Annotated in this window: 16 protein-coding genes and 1 other RNA gene; 6 read left to right on the top strand and 11 right to left on the bottom strand. The window is 72.6% G+C overall.

Annotated features, from left to right (window positions below; all coding sequences use genetic code 11):
• Positions 1-8: 8 nt before the first annotated feature.
• From ACSMHG_RS12790 to ACSMHG_RS12780, 3 genes are all read right to left on the bottom strand, one after another.
• Positions 9-395, bottom strand: coding sequence for a hypothetical protein (locus ACSMHG_RS12790; RefSeq protein ID WP_435745570.1), 387 nt, complete (start codon positions 393-395; stop codon positions 9-11).
• A 26-nt stretch (positions 396-421) separates the two neighbouring features.
• Positions 422-1,594, bottom strand: a complete 1,173-nt coding sequence (locus ACSMHG_RS12785) for a glycerophosphodiester phosphodiesterase (RefSeq protein ID WP_435745568.1) — start codon at positions 1,592-1,594, stop codon at positions 422-424.
• A 93-nt stretch (positions 1,595-1,687) separates the two neighbouring features.
• Entirely contained in the window at positions 1,688-2,590 is a 903-nt protein-coding gene (locus tag ACSMHG_RS12780) for a resuscitation-promoting factor (RefSeq protein WP_435745566.1), read from the bottom strand.
• 862 nt (positions 2,591-3,452) lie between these two features.
• Between ACSMHG_RS12780 and ACSMHG_RS12775 the strand changes: the two genes are divergently transcribed.
• Genes ACSMHG_RS12775 through ACSMHG_RS12765 form a run of 3 tightly spaced genes read left to right on the top strand, consistent with a single transcriptional unit; the run spans position 3,453 to position 6,176 of the window.
• Positions 3,453-4,397 carry a MetQ/NlpA family ABC transporter substrate-binding protein gene (locus ACSMHG_RS12775; protein WP_435745564.1) on the top strand — a complete coding sequence of 315 codons (945 nt, stop codon included), beginning with the start codon at positions 3,453-3,455 and terminating at the stop codon, positions 4,395-4,397.
• Between the two features lie 11 nt (positions 4,398-4,408).
• Positions 4,409-5,515, top strand: coding sequence for a methionine ABC transporter ATP-binding protein (locus ACSMHG_RS12770; protein ID WP_435745562.1), 1,107 nt, complete (start codon positions 4,409-4,411; stop codon positions 5,513-5,515).
• A gap of 1 nt (position 5,516) precedes the next feature.
• Complete coding sequence (locus ACSMHG_RS12765) at positions 5,517-6,176, top strand: methionine ABC transporter permease (RefSeq protein ID WP_435745559.1); 660 nt, start codon at positions 5,517-5,519, stop codon at positions 6,174-6,176.
• A 198-nt stretch (positions 6,177-6,374) separates the two neighbouring features.
• Here ACSMHG_RS12765 and ACSMHG_RS12760 read toward each other — a convergent pair whose 3' ends face one another.
• Complete coding sequence (locus ACSMHG_RS12760; RefSeq protein ID WP_435745557.1) at positions 6,375-6,614, bottom strand: hypothetical protein; 240 nt, start codon at positions 6,612-6,614, stop codon at positions 6,375-6,377.
• A 590-nt stretch (positions 6,615-7,204) separates the two neighbouring features.
• On the opposite strand from ACSMHG_RS12760, the gene ACSMHG_RS12755 reads away from it, so the two are divergent.
• Positions 7,205-8,116 carry an alpha/beta fold hydrolase gene (locus tag ACSMHG_RS12755; protein ID WP_435745556.1) on the top strand — a complete coding sequence of 304 codons (912 nt, stop codon included), beginning with the start codon at positions 7,205-7,207 and terminating at the stop codon, positions 8,114-8,116.
• A gap of 437 nt (positions 8,117-8,553) precedes the next feature.
• Here the strand turns inward: ACSMHG_RS12755 and ssrA are convergent.
• The 7 genes from ssrA to ftsE all read right to left on the bottom strand — a co-directional run bounded on the left by ssrA (position 8,554) and on the right by ftsE (position 14,226).
• Positions 8,554-8,923: a transfer-messenger RNA gene (gene ssrA / locus ACSMHG_RS12750) on the bottom strand.
• Positions 8,924-8,978: 55 nt separating this feature from the next.
• A complete protein-coding gene (locus ACSMHG_RS12745; protein WP_435745554.1) occupies positions 8,979-9,614 on the bottom strand; it encodes a maleylpyruvate isomerase family mycothiol-dependent enzyme in 636 nt (211 codons plus the stop codon).
• A gap of 26 nt (positions 9,615-9,640) precedes the next feature.
• Positions 9,641-10,636 (bottom strand): amidohydrolase family protein, encoded by a 996-nt coding sequence (locus tag ACSMHG_RS12740; RefSeq protein WP_435745552.1) that lies wholly within the window; start codon positions 10,634-10,636, stop codon positions 9,641-9,643.
• A complete protein-coding gene (gene smpB, locus ACSMHG_RS12735; protein WP_435745550.1) occupies positions 10,629-11,108 on the bottom strand; it encodes an SsrA-binding protein SmpB in 480 nt (159 codons plus the stop codon). The genes ACSMHG_RS12740 and smpB overlap by 8 nt, the downstream gene beginning before the upstream one ends.
• A gap of 90 nt (positions 11,109-11,198) precedes the next feature.
• The gene (locus ACSMHG_RS12730; protein ID WP_435745548.1) at positions 11,199-12,461 is read right to left on the bottom strand and encodes a peptidoglycan DD-metalloendopeptidase family protein; all 1,263 of its coding nucleotides are present in this window, start codon (positions 12,459-12,461) and stop codon (positions 11,199-11,201) included.
• A gap of 77 nt (positions 12,462-12,538) precedes the next feature.
• Entirely contained in the window at positions 12,539-13,450 is a 912-nt protein-coding gene (gene ftsX, locus ACSMHG_RS12725) for a permease-like cell division protein FtsX (protein ID WP_435745546.1), read from the bottom strand.
• Between the two features lie 86 nt (positions 13,451-13,536).
• Positions 13,537-14,226, bottom strand: coding sequence for a cell division ATP-binding protein FtsE (gene ftsE / locus ACSMHG_RS12720; RefSeq protein WP_435745544.1), 690 nt, complete (start codon positions 14,224-14,226; stop codon positions 13,537-13,539).
• A 71-nt stretch (positions 14,227-14,297) separates the two neighbouring features.
• On the opposite strand from ftsE, the gene ACSMHG_RS12715 reads away from it, so the two are divergent.
• Positions 14,298-14,963 (top strand): hypothetical protein, encoded by a 666-nt coding sequence (locus ACSMHG_RS12715; RefSeq protein WP_435745542.1) that lies wholly within the window; start codon positions 14,298-14,300, stop codon positions 14,961-14,963.
• 162 nt (positions 14,964-15,125) lie between these two features.
• A partial coding sequence (locus ACSMHG_RS12710) for a fibronectin type III domain-containing protein (protein ID WP_435745540.1) occupies positions 15,126-17,919 on the top strand: 2,794 nt, incomplete at its 3' end.

The raw sequence follows: 17,919 nt of genomic DNA, 5'->3' as shown, positions 1-17,919 counted from the left end.
TGCGCCCGTCACGCTCGGCGGCGCCGCGCGGCCACGACCGCACCGACCGACACGGCGACGAGCCCGACGGCGACGACGAGGAACGGCCACGGGCTCCACTGCTGCTCGCAGGCCGATCCATCGGGGAGCGTCCGGCAGACGGTGCCGGGGCCGTCACGGTTCGACCAGGCGAGGAAGAGCGGCGCGACCGCGGCCCCGGCGAGCGCGGCGACACGGGCGATGTTCCGCAGCCGGGCCGACAGCACGCCGACCACCACCAGGGGGACGGCCGCAGCGAGGAGGAGCACCCCGATGCTGAGCAGGCTGAGCACCCCGAAGGCCACGAGCGCGCCCGTGACGGCCCACCACAGGTAGGCCCAGGGAGCGGGGCCGGAGGTGCAGGAGCGCCCGCGCATGGGCCCATCCTGCACCTCCGGCCCCGTCAGGAAAGCCAGTCCTCCCGCGCGTCGACCGCCGAGTCGGGGTGGTCCGCGAAGACCCCGTCGACACCGGCCTCGAAGAACGCGATCAGCTCGGACCGCACGTCACCCGCGGCGTCGGGGTCGGTGCCCCGCCGGAAGTTCGTGGCCATGAACCGGTTCTCGTCGCGGATCGTCCACACCACGACCTTCAGGCGGGCCCGGTGGGCGTCCTCGACGAAGTCGCTCGGCTCACCGGTGGCGCCGCTGGCATCCCGCGGCAGCACGATGTCCTTGGTCGGGCCGACCCAGTCGGCGTACGTCGCGATCTCCGCGAGGCCGGCCCGGGTGGCCATCTGGCGGTACGTCGTGGGGTCACCCGCCGCGACGCGGTCGTACGGCGCGCCGGAGCCACTGATCAGCTGCGCGATGGGCGCGTCGACCATCCGGTCGAGGTCACGCAGGTTCTGGGTCTCGAAGGACTGGAGCACCACGGCGGCCCTCCGGCCGTCCCGGTCGTGGCGCCGCAGGTGCCGCGCGAGCGGCTCCTCGAGGGAGAGGCCGATGGAGTCGAAGTACGTCGGGTGCTTGGTCTCCGGCGCGATCCCGATCCGGCGGCCGGTCTCCTTCTCGAGGCGGCGCACGAGGTCGAGGACCTCCTCGAAGGTCGGCACCTCGAAGCGCCCGTCGTACCGGGTGTTCGCCGGGCGGACCTCGGGCAGCCGCTCCTTCGCCCGGAGCGTCTTGAGCTCGCTGATCGTGAAGTCCTCGGTGAACCAGCCGGTGATCGGCTGCCCGTCGATGACCTTCGTGGTGCGGCGGTCGGCGAACTCCGGGTGGTCCGCGACGTCGGTGGTGCCGCTGATCTCGTTCTCGTGGCGGGCGACGAGGACGCCGTCCTTGGTGCTGACGAGGTCGGGCTCGATGTAGTCGGCGCCCATCTGCACCGCGAGGCGGTACGCCGCGAGGGTGTGCTCGGGCCGGTAGCCGGACGCACCGCGGTGGGCGACGACGAGGGGGGCGTGCGGGTGGGTCAGCGGCGCCTTGCCCTGGCCGGCGCCGGGGTGGCCGGACGCGTGGGCAGGGGGCGCCGCGGGCGCGTGCACGGGCGGGCCGGCCAGCGCCGGGGCGGCCAGCGCGGGGGCGAGGACGGCGGGGAGGAGGGTGAGCGCCAGGCGGCGCGTCCGAGAGGTCATGGTCCGAGCCGACCGCCCGACGGTGACGGCCCGGTCACACGGAGGTGACCGGGCCGGGAACCGTCGGCGGACGCTCGATCCGCGGACCGTGGCTCAGAGGAGGCGGCCGCAGTGCGGCCACGGGGACCGGCCGCGCTGGCGGTACAGCAGCTTGGCGCGGTAGGTCTGCTCCGCTGCGCTGGCCTGGTGGGGCATGCCCCGGCCGCCGACGGTGCCCCACGTGGGCACGTTGAACTGGTAGAGGCCGTAGTAACCGGCCGGGTTCACCGCGCGCGGGTTCCCGGAGGACTCGCAGTTCGCGAGCGCTCCCCAGCGCAGGCCGTCGGCACCGGCGACGCTGCGCTCGCGGCGGCCGACGTGGACGACGCGGGGCCGCGGCGAGCGCACCATGCTCCGTCGTACGTCGCGGTCGACGGCACGCCAGTTGTGGAGCGTCCGGGTCACCCGCACGAGGCGGACCCCGGGGCGGCCGTCGCGCACCACCCGGCGCACGCCGGGCCGGAGGCGGTCGACCGTCCGGGTGCGGGTCGGCGGTGCGACGCGGACCCGCCGCTTCTGGGTGCGCACGTCGACCCGGACGACTCGGACGGTGTCGCCGGGCTGCAGCTCACGGGCGCCGGCCGGGCGGACGCGCCGGCCGTCGCGGACGACCCGGACGAGGTCCCGGCGGCCGAGGGACACGCCCTCGTCGCGCAGCAGGCCACGCGCGTAGCTGCGGCTGGTGCGGACGGTGCGACGCTCCTGCCGCGCGACCTTGAGGTCGACGGCGATGGCGCCCGGGGCCGCGGCGGCCTCGGTGGAGCCGGACGTCGCAGCGGGCTCGGCGGTGCCGGTCGACTCCTCGGCGGCGTTCGCGCCGGCGGGAGCCAGGGTCGTGGTGAGGGAGAGGCTCAGCGCCGCGGCGGCACCGGCAGCGAGGGACCTGCGGACAGCGGGGCGGACAGATGAGCGGTCCGGGGTGCGGACAGGGGATCGGACGGGGCGACGCACGGACATGCGTAGGACCTTCAATCGATTGTCGACTCGACGCCTGCGCGCGCGACACCGCGTGCCGCGGCGCGCCGGGCGTCCGGGCACGAGGGGTAGAACCACCGCGGTGGTCTAGTCCATCCGGTCCTCGACGTGACCTGCGCCTCCCCGCTGCGCCGAGCCGGGACCGCTCACGGCCTCGATCGCGGCAACGGCCCCGGACCGCACGAGGGGGCGGAACGACGAAGAGCCGGCCCGACGGGTGTCGGGCCGGCTCTTCGTCAGAGGGCTGTCGCGTGGTGAGGGCTTACCCGAAATGCCGTTTCGCGCGTGATATCAGTCCGGCAGCGGCAAGCGGGAACGTGGCCGCACACGGTCAACCCCAAGTCTGCACACGATTGCGCGGCCCGGCTCCGGCTACCTCGCGGCATGCACGAAGCTCTCCGTCGTCTGCAAGCGCCACGGCGGCGCGCGGCCCGCAAGCCCGCAAGCCCGCAAGCCCGCCCAAGTCTCTGTCGCCGGAACGAGCCGGCGGTGGGCGGAGACCTGGCCGCCTGACCGGCACACCGGGACCCGACCCGCGGACACTTGGTGTGGGGATGCGCGCCGCCACCGCAGCCTGACTGCCGAACCGTCCGGCCCTGGGCCGCTGGAAGTCGCACGATCTGCCATCCCTGAGGGCAACCGGTCCTCGATGACCAGCACCACCCCGAACGGTTCTGGATTCTCTCCCGGGCGGACAGCGCGGTGGATTGGCGTCCTGTGACGAAGGCGACCTCCGCGAGCCTTCCCGGACGGAATTCCAACCGTCGCAGGTCGTTGAAACGTTGACAAAGCTCGCCTGGCGTCCCGCCGGTTGCCGCGCACCTCAAGACCGAAGGACCCCGACGTGTCTCAGACTCCTCCCCCCGGCTCCACCCCACTCATCGAGGCACCGCGCCGCCGTCGCTGGCCGCTAGTGCTGGCCGCACTGGTGGCGCTCGCCGTCGTCCTCGGTCTGGTGGTCTCGCTGACCGGTGGCGACGACGAAGCCTCGCCGGCGCCTACGGTTCGCATCGGTGTCGTCGGCGCGAGTGACCCCTACTGGGCGACGTACGAGAAGGCCGCCGAAGAGGAAGGCATCGACGTCGAGATCATCAACTTCGACGACTACAACCAGCCGAACCCGGCGGTCTCCGAGGGGGAGCTGGACATGAACCAGTTCCAGCACATCGTGTTCCTCGCCGACTACAACGTCGCGCGCGGTGACGACCTGCAGCCGATCGGCGCCACGGCGATCTACCCGCTCGGCCTGCACTCGAAGCAGTACGACGCGGTCGAGGACATCCCCGCCGGCGCCACGGTCGCGGTCCCGAACGACGCGAGCAACCAGGCCCGCGCACTGGTGCTGCTGCAGTCGGCCGGCCTCATCGAGCTGAAGTCCGGCGGCACGATCTTCTCCGACCTGGCCGACATCGACACCGGTGCCTCGCGGGTGGAGGTGAAGGCCCTCGACGCGGCGCTCACGGCCACCTCGCTGGACGACCTCGCCGGCGCCGTCGTGAACAACGACTTCGTGGAGCGGGCCGGCCTCGACTTCGACGACGCGCTGGCCCAGGACGACCCGAGCGACCCCAACGCCCTGCCGTACGTCAACGTCTTCGCGGTCCGGGCCGACGACCTCGACAACCCGACGTACCGCAGGCTCGTCGAGATCTACCAGGAGACGCAGGCGGTCCAGGAGGGTGTCGTCGAGGTCTCCGGCGGGACTGCCGTGATGCTCGACACTCCGGTCGAGGACCTGCAGGCCTCGCTGGAGCGGGTCGAGTCCGACACCCGCGCGCAGCAGGACTGAGCGGGACCGACGTGCCCTCGACCACGGACAGCGACGACCTCCGGACGGCCGGACCCCTCATCCGGCTGACGGACGTGGCGCGGGTGTTCCCCGCCCGGTCGCGTCACGGAGCACCAGTGCGGGCCCTCGACGGCGTCGACCTCGAGGTCGCCGCGGGCGAGGTGCTGGGGTTGGTGGGCTACTCGGGTGCGGGGAAGTCGACGGTGCTGCGCCTGGTCAACGCCCTCGACCGGCCCACGAGCGGCTCAGTGGTCGTCGCGGGCCACGAGGTCAGCAGCCTGCCGGAGCGAGCGCTGCGTGAGGTGCGGCGCGACATCGGGATGATCTTCCAGCAGTTCAACCTGTTTTCCTCACGAACGGTGTGGGGCAACGTCGCCTACCCGCTACAGGTCGCCGGGGTGCCGAAGGACCGGCACCGGGGCCGGATCTCGGAGCTGCTGCACTTCGTCGGTCTGGCCGACAAGGCCCACGCACACGTCGAGCAGCTCTCCGGGGGCCAGAAGCAGCGGGTCGGCATCGCGCGTGCCTTGGCGACCAGCCCGAGGATCCTGCTGGCCGACGAGCCGACGAGCGCGCTCGACCCGCAGACCACCGCCGAGGTGCTGGCACTGCTGCGCCGGGTCAACGAGGAGCTCGGAGTGACGATCGTGCTGATCACCCACGAGATGGAGGTCGTGCGGTCGCTCGCCCACCGAGTGGGCGTGATGGAGGCCGGGCGGGTGGTCGAGCTGGGGGACACCTACGACGTGTTCGCGGCGCCGCGGCACCCTGCGACGCAGCGCTTCGTCAGCACGCTGGTCGAGAAGGGGCCGCAGCCGCGGGCCCTCGACCGGCTCCGCGCCCGCCACCCCGGCCGGATGGTCACACTCTCCTTCCGCGACGGCCACGCCTCTCCGGCCGACGCCTTCGCAGCGTTCATCGAGCGCGGCGTGACCTTCGAGCTCGTGCACGGTGGCGTCGAGGACGTCCACGGCCGGACCTTCGGCCACCTCACGTTCACGCTGACCGGTGACGACCACGCGGTCACCGACGCGCTCACCCACGTCGCCACCCTCGTCGAGGTCACGACACCAGCACCGGCTCCACCCATCGACGGCCCTACGAGAGAGGCGTCCTGACATGGAGCGTTTGATGGAGCTGGACTCGCTGTTCTGGCAGGCGACCCTCGAGACGCTCTACATCGTCGCCGTGACCCTCGGCATCGGCGGGGTCGGCGGCCTGCTCCTCGGAGTGCTGCTCTACACGACCCGGACCGGCGGGATCGCGCCGAACCGGATCGTCAACGTCGGGGTGAACCTGGTGGTGAACTTCTTCCGCCCGATTCCCTTCGTCATCTTCATCGCCGCCGCGCAACCACTCGCCCGACTCGTCGTCGGCATCGGTATCGGCAACCGGGCGATCATCTTCGCGCTCTCGCTGGCCGCGGCATTCGGCATCAGTCGCATCGTCGAGCAGAACCTCGTCTCGGTCGACCCCGGGGTGCTCGAGGCCTCCCGGGCCATGGGCGCGGGCAGGCTCCGCACGATCCTCACCGTGTTGCTGCCCGAAGCGCTGGGTCCGTTGATCCTCGGTTACACCTTCGCCCTGGTCGCCATCGTCGACATGTCGGCGGTCGCCGGCGTCGTCGGAGGCGGAGGCCTCGGCGCCTTCGCGCTCACCTACGGCTACCGGCAGTTCGATCCGGTTGTCACTTGGGCCGCGGTGCTCGTGATCATCGCGCTGGTCCAGGCCTGCCAGTTCGCCGGGAACCGGCTGGCACGCAAGGCGCTGCGCCGGTAGCTCGGTGCTGGCTACCCGACTTTGCGTGCGTAAGGGCGACGGCTCGAGCACGGCGAGACCGCGATCTGCACACGGTCCTCTGGTCAACCTGGGAGTCCGGGAAGGTTCACCGACCAAACGAGCGCGTCAACGGTTACGGAATGCGAACACCCCTGCTCGCCGGCCGTGGCGGACAGGGGTGTTGCGACGTTGTGGAGGTCAGCAACGGTCGGCGCCGGACTCGTCGTCGTAGAAGTCGCGGCTGCCGGACTTGGCGAGCCCACGGCTCACCATGTAGCCGATCGTGAGGAGCGTGATGTAGAACCACGCCTCCTCGGCGCCGAAGTCGCTCGCGTCGACCATCGCAGAGGCGATGAGCACGCCGATGACGGCGGCGACGTAGGCGATCAGTAATCGCGACCGCCAACATCTCTGGTAGCCGCATTCGCGGTCCCTCATCCCGCGACCCGGGTCCGGGGTCGAGTTCGGCTTACGGGGCCTGGGCGCTGGGCGACTGCTCAGCGGCGCGGTGGGGGCCGCGAGAGTCGTCTGGTCCCACGACGCCGCCTCCGCTGACGACCGCGTCCGCTTCTTGGTCGGTGGAGGGCGCCGCCTCGTCGAGCGTGAAGCTGGGTGTCCCGAGGGCCCCGCCTCGACCGGATCCGGCGCCTGGGGAAGGCGGTCGGTCGAACAGTCTCTTCCAGAACGACACGGCGGTCTCTCTTCCTCCGGAGTGTGGGCCGGCGTTCTCTTGCCCGCCTCACGCGGTAGGTCAACCCTGAGCCACCTCGCACCTCGCTACGTCCCGGTCACTCCGGGCCCACGGTTGTGCTTGCTCACGGCACGATGAGCCGCCGCACCGCGCGAGGGGAAGGTGGTCCCTTCCGGGCGAATCCAAGTAGGCCAGGTCACGGCCGTCGCCTCGGTTGCCTTAGGGGACGACGGGGTACCTCTGCGGAAAGGTTGGGAGCCCAGCCGACTTCGCCGCACTTGGTTAGGAGCCGGCCGTGTCTCGTCCTCAATCCCGCTTCCTGGACATCGGCGGCCCAGTGCACGTCGCCGACCACGGCGGCGCCCCAGGTGCGCCGACCGTGCTGTGCCTCCACGGCCTCGGCAGCTCCGCGGTCAGCTGGCAACGAGTCGCGGACGCCCTGTCGTCCGACCACCGAGTGCTCGCGGTGGACCTGCCCGGCCACGGCCGTTCGCCCCGGGCCGGTCGCTCCGCCGGAATGCAGCCCAACACGCTGCTGCTGCAGCGGGTCCTCGACCAGGTCGGGCCGGCGGTGCTTGTCGGGCACTCGATGGGCGGCGCCCTGGCTGTGCTGCAGGCGGTCGCCCGTCCTGCCGACGTTCGGGGACTCGTCCTGCTGGCACCACCGATGCCGCGGATGCCCTGGGAGCCGATGACGCCCGAGCTCGCGCTTCGCGTGGCCCTGTGCGCCTGGCCATGGCTCGCGCGCACCGCTCTGGCCGCCCGGTTTCGACGCCTGGGACCAGAGGAGCATGTACGACGAGCTCTCGCGCTGACCTGCGCCTCGACCGAGGTCGTGGACGAGGAGATCCGGCAGCTGCTCGTCCAACGGGCCGAAGCAGGCGGCATGGAGGATCACGCGACGTTCGTGGAAGCCGCACGCTCGGTGGGCCTGCTGGTGGCGCGCGCCGCCGCGTATCGGCGGACCATCGCCTCTGCCGCCGTCCCTGGCATGGTCGTGCACGGAGCCGTCGACAGGCTGGTCGCCCCCACCGCCCTGGATCAGGTGGCCGAGCTCCAGCCTGACTGGAGGACTGCCCTCCTGTCCGGCGTCGGCCACTCTCCGCACCTGGAGGCACCCGACGAGGTCGCCAATCAGGTCCGCGCCTTCACCCGCACACTCGCCGCGACGCACAGCCACGGGTTCCGGCGCACCGGTACACCGCGCCTCGACCGCCCGCGAAACCTCGAGGACGTGGCTACTCGATAAGGCCTCTGGCGCGGCAACCTCGCCTGCACCTGTTCTTCCTCCTGCTCGGCTACGACGGCCGGTGCCCCACCCATCTCTGCAGGCGTCAACTGGGTCGGAAAGTGTCAGCGTCCGTCGAGCCAGGCGGACCCGCCACACATCGCGGACGATGGTGGCCCGGCCCCGGGAGGGCATCCGCTCCTGAGCCATATCTCGACGGCGAGCTCATCGAGAGCCTCCTCGTCCGAGGGCAGCAGGTCACCGACTTCGCCGCCACCTACCAACCCATCGCCGCCGGAGGCCCAACGCAAGCCCGCAACGGCCAACAACAGGACGCCCCTGACCTCGAGTGGTCAGGGGCGTCCTGTCGTGGCTGGGCTGGGCTGGGCTGTCGAAGACTCCCCCGGACACCTCCCCGATTCGGGGAGGTGTTCGGGCCGATTTCGGGAAAGCCCTCGCGGTGGAGCTGGCGGGAATCGAACCCGCGTCCTCGAGCGTCGAACCAGGTCTTCTCCGGGTGCAGTCCGCGATGTCGCTTTTCTCGGCCTCGGGGCTCGCACGGACACGTCCCCGACAGGCTCAGTCAGGAAAAAGTCCCGGTCACCCCTCCTGACAGGAAGTGACCAGCAAGTCTCCTAGTCGACGCCAGGTCCCGGGACGGAGACGGATGCCCGGACTGACGCTTCGGTCACTGCTCAGGCAGCGAGAGCGAAGGAGTTGCGATTGGTGTTGGCAACTATAGGTTCCAGCGAGCGTTTACGAGATGACGCTGGCTCCTCGACCCGCTTCCCCTGGAACTAACGTCCCAAGTCGAAACCGATCAGCCCCTCTTGAGTTGTGCTGCACGAGGCAGTCTACGGGTCCAACGGTCACGGACCCAGCGCTATTCCGTCGCCGCCCACCGGCGCAGGGACTCGGCGCCGGGCCCGTCGAGCTCGCCGACGCGGGCGGTGCGGCGCATCAGCGCCAGGGCGAGCGCAGCGGCGGGCGCCTCGACGCGGGGGCCGGTCCCGTAGGACCGGTCGAGGTCGGTCGCGACGTACGTCAGGTCCGGCCGCCCGCGCGGCACGAACCCGGACCTGGCCTTCGGCCCGAGCAGCAGCTCCAGCACCGGGCCCCAGGGCGCCGGGGGCCGGTCGTCGGGGAGGCCGAGCGGCACCAGGACGTCCTGGCGGTGCACCAGCAGGTCGGCCAGCGGGGCGCTCGAGTCGTGCCCCGGTGGGCGGAAGCGGCTGCCGGCTCGGTCCCGCAGCACCTGGACCAGCTGCCCGCTGGCCAGCGCCGACCGGTTCCGGACCAGCCGGTCGTTCGCGACGTGGAACCGGCCGCGCGCCGCCAGCATCGCGCGCAGCACCTCCCCGGTGGAGGCGGTCGGCCCCACCATCACGTGGGCGACCACGTCCTTGACCGTCCAGCCCGAGCACAGGCTCGGTGCGGCCCACTGCTCGGGGTCGAGGGTGTCGAGCTCGTCGGCGAAGGCCCGGCGCTCGGCGGCGACGGTCTCCCAGTGATCGGTCACGCCTGCAGTGTGGCGCACCTGCGGGCTCAGGCGCCGAAGATCCGTACACCGTTGTGCCAGCAGACGTCGCGCAGCCACTCCTCCCCCAGTCCCACGCGCTCCAGCCCCTCGAGCTGGTGCACGTAGGGGTACGGGATGGTCGGGAAGTCGCTGCCCAGCAGCACCTTCGGCTGGAGGTCGCGCAGCGCCGGCACCAGGTCGTCGGGCCACTGCACGGCGAAGAAGTCGGTGAAGACCATGGTCGTGTCGAGCATGACGTTCTCGTACGCCGTGGCGAACTCGACGAACTCCGCGCACTCCGGCGCACCCATGTGCGCGACCACGAGCGCCAGCCGCGGGTGCTCGCGCAGCACCCGCCGCGTCGACTCCGGCCCGGTGAACTCGTTCGGCACCGGACCCGAGCCCGCGTGCACGACCACCGGGGTGCCGGCGTCCTCGAGCACGCCCCACACCGGCGCCAGCAGCGGGTCGTCGAGGTGGAACTCGCCGACCTGCAGGTGCAGCTTGAAGACCTCCACCCCAGCCTCGATCGCCTCGGCGACGTACGCCGCGGCGCCCTCCTCGGGGTAGAAGGTCGCCGACCACAGGCTCTCGGGCACGCGCTCCTTGAAGCCCGCAGCCCAGTCGTTGAGGTACGCCGCCACGCCGGGCTTGTGCGCGTACGGCAACGCCGAGAACCGGCGTACTCCCATGGCGCGCAGCAGCTCGACCCGGTCCTCGTGGCTGGCGCGGTAGCGGATCGGCCACTCCCGGCCGATCTTCGGGCCGGCGCTGTCGAAGACCGCCCAGACCGCGGCCTGGATCGGCGGCGGGAGGAAGTGCACGTGGACGTCGAAGAGCCCCGGCAGGCCCAGCCGCTGCCAGAAGTCCACGACGGGGACGACGTCACCGCTGGTCTCGACAGGCTCGACCGCCGAGAGGGGCTCGACCGCCGAGAGGGGCTCGACCGGCGAGAGGGGATCGACCGGCGAGAAAGGATCGACCGGCGAAGACCCTCCGACCGGCGCACCCGCCTCAGTCACGCATCCCCTTGAGGTAGCGGCCGACCGCCTGCTCCTTCTCGCGGTTGGCGGTGCGCTCTGCGATGGAGTTGCGCTTGTCCCACGACTTCTTGCCCTTGGCGAGGCCGATCTCGATCTTCGCGCGGCCGTCCTTGAAGTACAGCGCGAGCGGCACCACGGTCAGGCCCTTCTCGGTCACCCGGCGCTCGATCTTGTCGATCTCCGTGCGGTGCAGCAGCAGCTTGCGCTTCCGGCGGGCGGAGTGGTTGGTCCACGTGCCCTGCGAGTACTCCGGGATGTGCACGCCGTGCAGCCACGCCTCGCCGCCGTCGATGTCGACGAACCCGTCGACCAGCGACGCCCGCCCCTGCCGCAGCGACTTCACCTCGGTGCCCTGCAGGACGAGGCCCGCCTCGAAGGTCGCTTCGATGGCGTAGTCGTGCCGCGCCTTCTTGTTCTGCGCGACCATCTTCTGGCCCTGCTCCTTCGCCATCCCACCATTGTCTCAGGCCGGCCGAGGTTGACGTCATACGGAGGGAGCAAGCGGGTGCTCGCCCCGTATGACGTCCGAGGAGGCGCTGGGTCAGAAGTAGGGCATCGGGTCGGTGTGCTCGCCGTTGCGCAGCATGGTGAAGTGCAGGTGGCAGCCGGTGGACCAGCCCGTGGAGCCGACGTACCCGACGACCTGGCCGCGCTCCACCCGGTCCCCCACGCCCACGGTGTACCGGGAGGCGTGGTTGTAGACGGCGGTGAGCATCCGGCCGTTGACCTGCCCGAGGTTGACGTAGAGCCGCTTGCCGTAGACCGAGGAGTGGTAGGCGGAGATCACCGTGCCGGAGTCCACGGCGTACAGCGGGGAGCCGCAGGCCGCGCCGAAGTCGGTGCCGTCGTGCATCCCCCAGTAGTGGTAGATCGGGTGCTCGCGGTAGCCGTACGGCGAGGTGATCGGGCCGGCCGAGGGTCGCATGAGGAGCCCGTCGGTCGTGCCCTGGTAGCCGGAGCTGCGCTGGCGGGCCCGGCGGGCCGCCTCGAGGATCTTCTGCTTGATCTCCCGCTCCTCGGCGCGGAGCCGGGCGAGGACCACGCGGTCCTTGGCCTTGGCCCGGCTGGCCGACTGGCGCGCCGAGCGACGGTCCTGGACCAGCTCGCGGACCTTGACCTGCGCCAGCCGGGTCTCCTCGTGCAGCGCACGCATGGTGTCGAGGTGGGCCGCGGCGTCGCGCCGCTCCTCCGCGACGGCGTTCTTGGCGTCCTCGACGTTGTTCTCGCGCACCTCGAGCAGCACCTCGGCGGCGTGCAGGTCGTCGTAGGCACGCGTCTCCCGCCCCACCATGATGTCCTGGGCGCCCATCTGACGGGTGAGGTCCTCCGGCGTCTGTGCGTCGAGGATCGCGGCGAAGGCCAGCAGCTCGGGATCGCCCTGCTCGTAGATCGACGTGATCGTGTCGGTGACCCGCTCGCGCTGGGCCTCGAGCGCCTCCTGGCCCTGCGCCAGGGCCTCGCGTGCCGACGCCAGCCGGGCGACGGCCGCCTCGAGCCGGGCGGCCATCCGCCGGTCCAGCGCCCGGGCGGCGCCGAGCCGGGTCCGCGCGTCGGCGAGCTCGGCCTCCGCGGCGTCGAGCCGGGCCACCGCGGTCTCGAGCCGCCGGGTCGCCTTGCGGAGTCGGTCGCTGGAGTGCTCGAGCTCGTCGTGGGCGTGGTCGATGTCCTTCTGGACCTGCTTCTGCCGGTCCCGGAGGTCGTCCTCGGCACCGGCCAGAGGCACGGAGAGCCCACCGACAGCCACGGAGCAGACGACGGTCGCTGCTGCCAGGCGTCGGCGAGCGGCACGGGGGAAGGGGCGCACCGGGTCTGCCTTCGTCTTCGTCGGTCAGGGGAAGTTGATCGGGAAGTGCGGAACGGACCGACCGTACGGGCCGCGGCTCAGACTTTGAGGTATTTGCGGGTCAGCAGGAGTGTCGGCAGCAGCGTCAGCAGCGGTCCGAGGACCGCGATCGCCGCGAGGGTGGAGAGGTACTCCGGCATGCCGATCCACGGCATGAACGTCAGCCCGGTGGCCGCACGCTCGTGGATGCCGAAGTACATGAAGGCGCCGAGCGCCCCCGCGGCGAGGCCCACGCCGATGACCGCGGTGACGATCGCCTCCAGGAGGAAGGGCAGCGCGATGTAGAGCGTGGACGCGCCGACCAGCCGCATGATGCCGATCTCCTTGCGCCGGGCGAAGGCGGTCAGCCGGATGGTGTTGGCCACCAGCATGAGCGCCGCCAGGACGAGGAACGCCGCGGTGCCCCAGGCGCCGTACTTCAGCGCGGTGATCGAGCCGTAGATGGGCTGCAGGACCTCCCGGGCGTCCCGGATCGAGGAGACGCCGTCGAGCCCCTCGACCGCACTGGTGATGCCCTCGAACTCGTTGGGGTCCTCGAGGGTGATCCACATCGACTGCGGCATGTCCTCGACCGTCGCTGCCGGGTTGGGCCCCTCGAACTTCTCCGGCCCGAGGAGCTCCTTGATCTTCTCGAAGGCCTCCTCCTGCGACTCGAAGTAGAAGCTCTCGGCCTCGGGGTTCTCCTCCACCACGTCGGCCAGCGCGGCCTTCTGGGCGTCGGTGACCTCGGTGCTGCAGCGCGGGTTGTCGTCCTGGTCCTTGCACAGCCACACGGTGATCTGCAGCTGCGAGCCCCACTGCTCGGCGGCCTTCTGCGCCTGCTGGTTGAGCAGCAGGCCGAGGCCGACCAGGGTGAGGGACACGAAGAGGGTCAGGACCACCGCGATGTGCATGGAGACGTTGCGGCGCAGGCCCTGGCCGAGCTCGGTGAAGACGTGGCGAAGCTGCATGGGTGGATCGGCTCTCGTTCAGCTCGGGGACGGCTCGGGTACGGCGGCTCGGGTTCCGGGTGTGCGGCGGGTGCGGTGGGTGCGGGTCAGTGCTCGAAGCCGTAGGCGCCGCGCGCCTGGTCGCGGACGACGCGGCCGTCCTCGAGCTCGATGACCCGCTTGCGCATCTGGTCGACGATGCCGTGGTCGTGGGTGGCCATGACGACCGTCGTGCCGGTCCGGTTGATCCGGTCCAGCAGCTTCATGATGCCGACGGAGGTCGTCGGGTCGAGGTTGCCCGTGGGCTCGTCGGCGATGAGGATCATCGGCCGGTTGACGAACGCCCGCGCGACCGCCACCCGCTGCTGCTCGCCACCCGAGAGCTCCTCGGGCAGGCGGTCGGCCTTGCCCTCGAGCCCGACCAGCTCGAGGGTCTCCGGGACCACGCGGCGGATCTCCTTGCGGGAGCCGCCGGTGACCTGCAGCGCGAAGGCGACGTTCTCGGCGACGGTCTTGTTGGGCAGCAGGCGGAAGTCCTGGAAGACGGTGCCGATCTGCCGGCGCAGGCGCGGGACCTTCCAGCCGGCCAGGCGGTTGATCTCCTTGCCGGCGACGTAGACGCGACCGGAGGTCGGCCGGGTCTCGCGGAGCACCAGGCGCAACGCGGTGGACTTGCCCGATCCGGAGGTCCCGACGAGGAAGACGAACTCGCCCTTCTCCACGTCGACCGACACCTGGTCCAGCGCCGGCCCGCCCGGGCCGGGGTAGGCCTTGGTGACCTTCTCGAAGCGAATCACCCGGGGAACGGTACGCGAGCGGTCCCACCACGGTGCGGACGCGCGACGCGGCCCTCCCTACCCTGTGGCCCATGCCATTCGCGGTCCGGACGCTGCTCGCGAGCGCTGCGCTGACCGGCGGAGCGGTCGCGGTCGGCGTGGCCGCCGTCGAGCCCGCGCCGCCGCCCGCCGAGCCGCCGCCCGCCGCGGAGCCCGACGGCGCCGGGAGCGTGTCCGTGCCGAGGCTGAGCGAGGTCGAGACCCGGGGCCTCGCCGTCCTCCGCGCGCCCTTCTGCGACGGCGTGCCGGCCGAGGCGGTCCTGGCCGCGCTCGGTCGCCCGCCCCGCACCACCGACACCTGGGAGAACGGCGAGACGGCGCCGCTCACGCCCACCACGACCGACGTCGCCCACGAGCACGGCTGCCGCTGGTCGTCGGGGCCCATGACCGCGGCGGCCTGGGTCTTCGCGCCACCCGTGACGGCCGCCCGCGCGGAGGCCCTAGGCCGCGCCGCCATGCGCAGGGGCGGCTGCGAGCCGGTGGCGGACGCTCCGGCGTTCGGCGAGCCCAGCACCGCCCTGCTGTGCCGGAGCGGTCGCCGCGCCGAGGTGTCCTTCCGCGGTCTCCTCGGCGACGCCTGGCTGGTCTGCTCGCTCGGCGGGCGCGCCGCGGGAGACGCCGACGCGCTCCTCGCCCGGGCCGACCAGTGGTGCGGCGCCGTGGTGACCGCCGCGACCGGGGCGGCCCCACCCGGCTGACCCTCCGGCGGGCCGTCCTAGTCCCTGCCGGTAGCACCCAGGGGCGCGCGGCATGGCCCGTCGGGATGGTTCTCCGCGCCGTCAGGACAGACTCCGGCCGGACGGCCTCCGCCCGGTCTAGTCCGTTCCTACGGTGGGTGGCGACACCGAGGAGACCGCGCCATGACCCCCCCGCTCGCGCCGCGTCCGCTGCGACAGATCGCCACCACCGTGGTGGCCCTTGCCCTTGCCCTCCCCCTGACCCCCAGCAGTGCCCACGCACCGTCGTACGTCGGCGACCACCGGCCCACCCGGCCGGCCGCCGCCGCTCCCGTGCCCCACGAGACGCCCGCCGGCTCGTCGACCGGCACGGCCCGCCCCGCGGCCGAGGAGCGCGTCCGCATCCCCCGTGCGGCGACCGGCCGCCAGGCGATCGAGCTGCTGGGCGACCAGCTGCCGGCGGCCGCCCGGGCCCACGAGATGTCGGCGACGGAGCTGCGCCAGCTGCTCCGCACCGACCGCACCGCCCGGGTCCACCGGGACGGACGGATCGCCTTCATCGATCCCGTGCACACCGAGGCCGACCACACCGAGGCCGGCCACACCGAGACCGGCAGCGCGGCGGCGACCACGGCGCAGGCCCCGCTGGCCGAGACCTTCGCCCTGCACAGCAAGCCCGGGTCGCAGCGCACGATCTACCTCGACTTCGACGGCGCCGACGTGTCCGACACCGAGTGGAACCGCGACCCGGACTACCCGCTCACGGCCGGCTGGCACGCCGGCTGGGACCCCGCCGGCGACGGAGCCACGTTCAGCAGCGCCGAGCGCGCCGAGGTCCAGTCGGTCTGGGCCCGCGTTGCGGAGGACTTCGCACCCTTCGACGTCGACGTGACCACGGAGGACCCGGGCGCGGCCGCGATCACGCGCAACGGCTGGTCCGACCAGGTGTACGGCACCCGCGTCCTCGTCACCGGCAGCAACCAGGCGGCCTCCGACCTGTGCAACAGCCAGTGCGGCGGCGTGGCGTTCCTCAACGTCTTCGACGAGCCGACCTACCACGCCGACCTGCAGCCGGCGTGGGTCTTCCCGAGCGAGCTCGGCAACGATACCAAGTCGGTCGCCGAGGCGGCCACGCACGAGGCCGGCCACAACCTGGCACTCAAGCACGACGCCACCACCACCAGCAGCTACTACAGCGGCCATGCCGGCTGGGCCCCGATCATGGGCGTCGGCTACTCCCGGCCCCTGGTGCAGTGGAGCCGCGGCGCGTACTCCAGCGCCAACAACACCGAGGACGACCTCGCGATCATCGCCGACTCGGGGGCGCCGGTGCGGGCCGACGAGGCCGGCGCGACGGTCGGCACCGCGGCTGCGCAGCTGCCGACCGGACCGGCGTACATCACCTCCGACGCCGACCGTGACGTCTACGCGCTCGGCCGGTGCAGCGGCGAGGTCTCGCTCGCGGCGAACCCGGCGGCCACCAGCCCCAACCTCGACATCGCGATCGACCTGCTCGACGCCGCGGGCGTCAGCAAGACCCATGCCAACCCGACGTCGGCCGCGTCCACGCGGGACCGGATGACGGGGCTCGCCGCCACGGCGCGCACCACCGTCGACGCCGGCACCTACTACCTGCGCGTCGACGGCACCGGCGAGGGCTCCACCTACGAGGGGTACGGCAGCCTCGGCGCCTACACGCTGTCGGTCACCGGCTGCGGGCTCGTCGAGACCGCCGTCGCGCCCGACGCGGCCGGGAGCGTCCACGCCTCCCCCGGCGCCGACGGCCGCACCGCCACGCTGACCTGGCAGGCACCGGCCAGCGACGGCGGGAGCCCCGTCACCGGCTACGCGCTCACCCGCGACGGTGCCGCCGTCACGACGCTCGGCGCCACGGCCCGGTCGCACACGTTCACGGGCCTGGCGCCCGGCGCGACGTACTCGCTCGGCGTGGCGGCCGTCAACGCCGTGGGCACCGGCCCGGTCACCACGGCCACCGTCACCACCCCGACCGCGCCCGGCCAGCCCACGAGCGTCACGGCCACCCGCGACGCCTCCGCAGGCAGCGCCACCCTCAGCTGGCAGCGCCCGGCCTCGGATGGCGGGAGCCCGCTGACCGGCTACCAGGCGCGCCTGGACGCCGGCGGGTGGGTCAGCCTCCCGGCGACTGCCAGCCGGCACACGTTCACCGGCGTCGACGCCTCGGCGCACCAGCTCTCGGTCCGCGCCGTCAACGCCGCCGGCACGGGCACCGCCGCCGTGGCCGACCTCGCCGCGGTGGTGACGACCACGACGCAGCCGCCCACGACGACGTCCGAGCCCCCGACGAGCACGCAGCCGCCTCCGCCGAGCGACGACCCCGAGGAGCCCACCGGCGTCGGGGCGCCCACCGGCCTCGCGACGGCCACGGACGCCCTCACCGGCACCGTGCGGCTCAGCTGGCAGACGCCGCTCCTCGGGAGCGTCGGCTCGCTCCTGGGCTACGACGTCGTGCACGACGGCGAGACGGTGAGCCGCACGCAGCCGGGCACCCGCGCCGTCACCCTCACCGGCCTCGAGCGGGGCGTCACCCACCGGTTCGGCGTGCGCGCCCTCGACCTGCTGGGCCTCGGCCCGCTCGCCTGGACGCAGGTCACCCTGCCCGGCGCGCCGCCGGCACCGGCGAAGCTGGTCACCCGCGTCGGCAAGCGTCTCGCGACCGTCCGCTGGCAGGCCCCCGCGTCGTACGACCAGGCGCTGGTCACCGGCTGGCGGGTCCGGGCGGTGCGCGGGGGGGTCCAGGTCGCCGCGGCGACGCTGCCCGCCTCCGCGCGGGCGTGGTCGCACCGGCTGCGGGGACGCACCCGGACCGTGCTCCAGGTGACCGCGATCTCCGCCGACCTCTCCGGCCCGGCGGCCACGACCGCACCGCTGACGCCGGTCCGGCGCCCCTCGGCGCCGCGCATCGGCCGCGCCCGGGGCGACGGGCGCGCGGACGGGC

The organism is Nocardioides ureilyticus, assembly GCF_051280745.1.
Lineage (GTDB): Bacteria > Actinomycetota > Actinomycetes > Propionibacteriales > Nocardioidaceae > Nocardioides.
The sequence above is the reverse complement of the archived record's forward strand: the minus strand, read 5'-3'. Positions and strand labels throughout refer to the sequence as shown.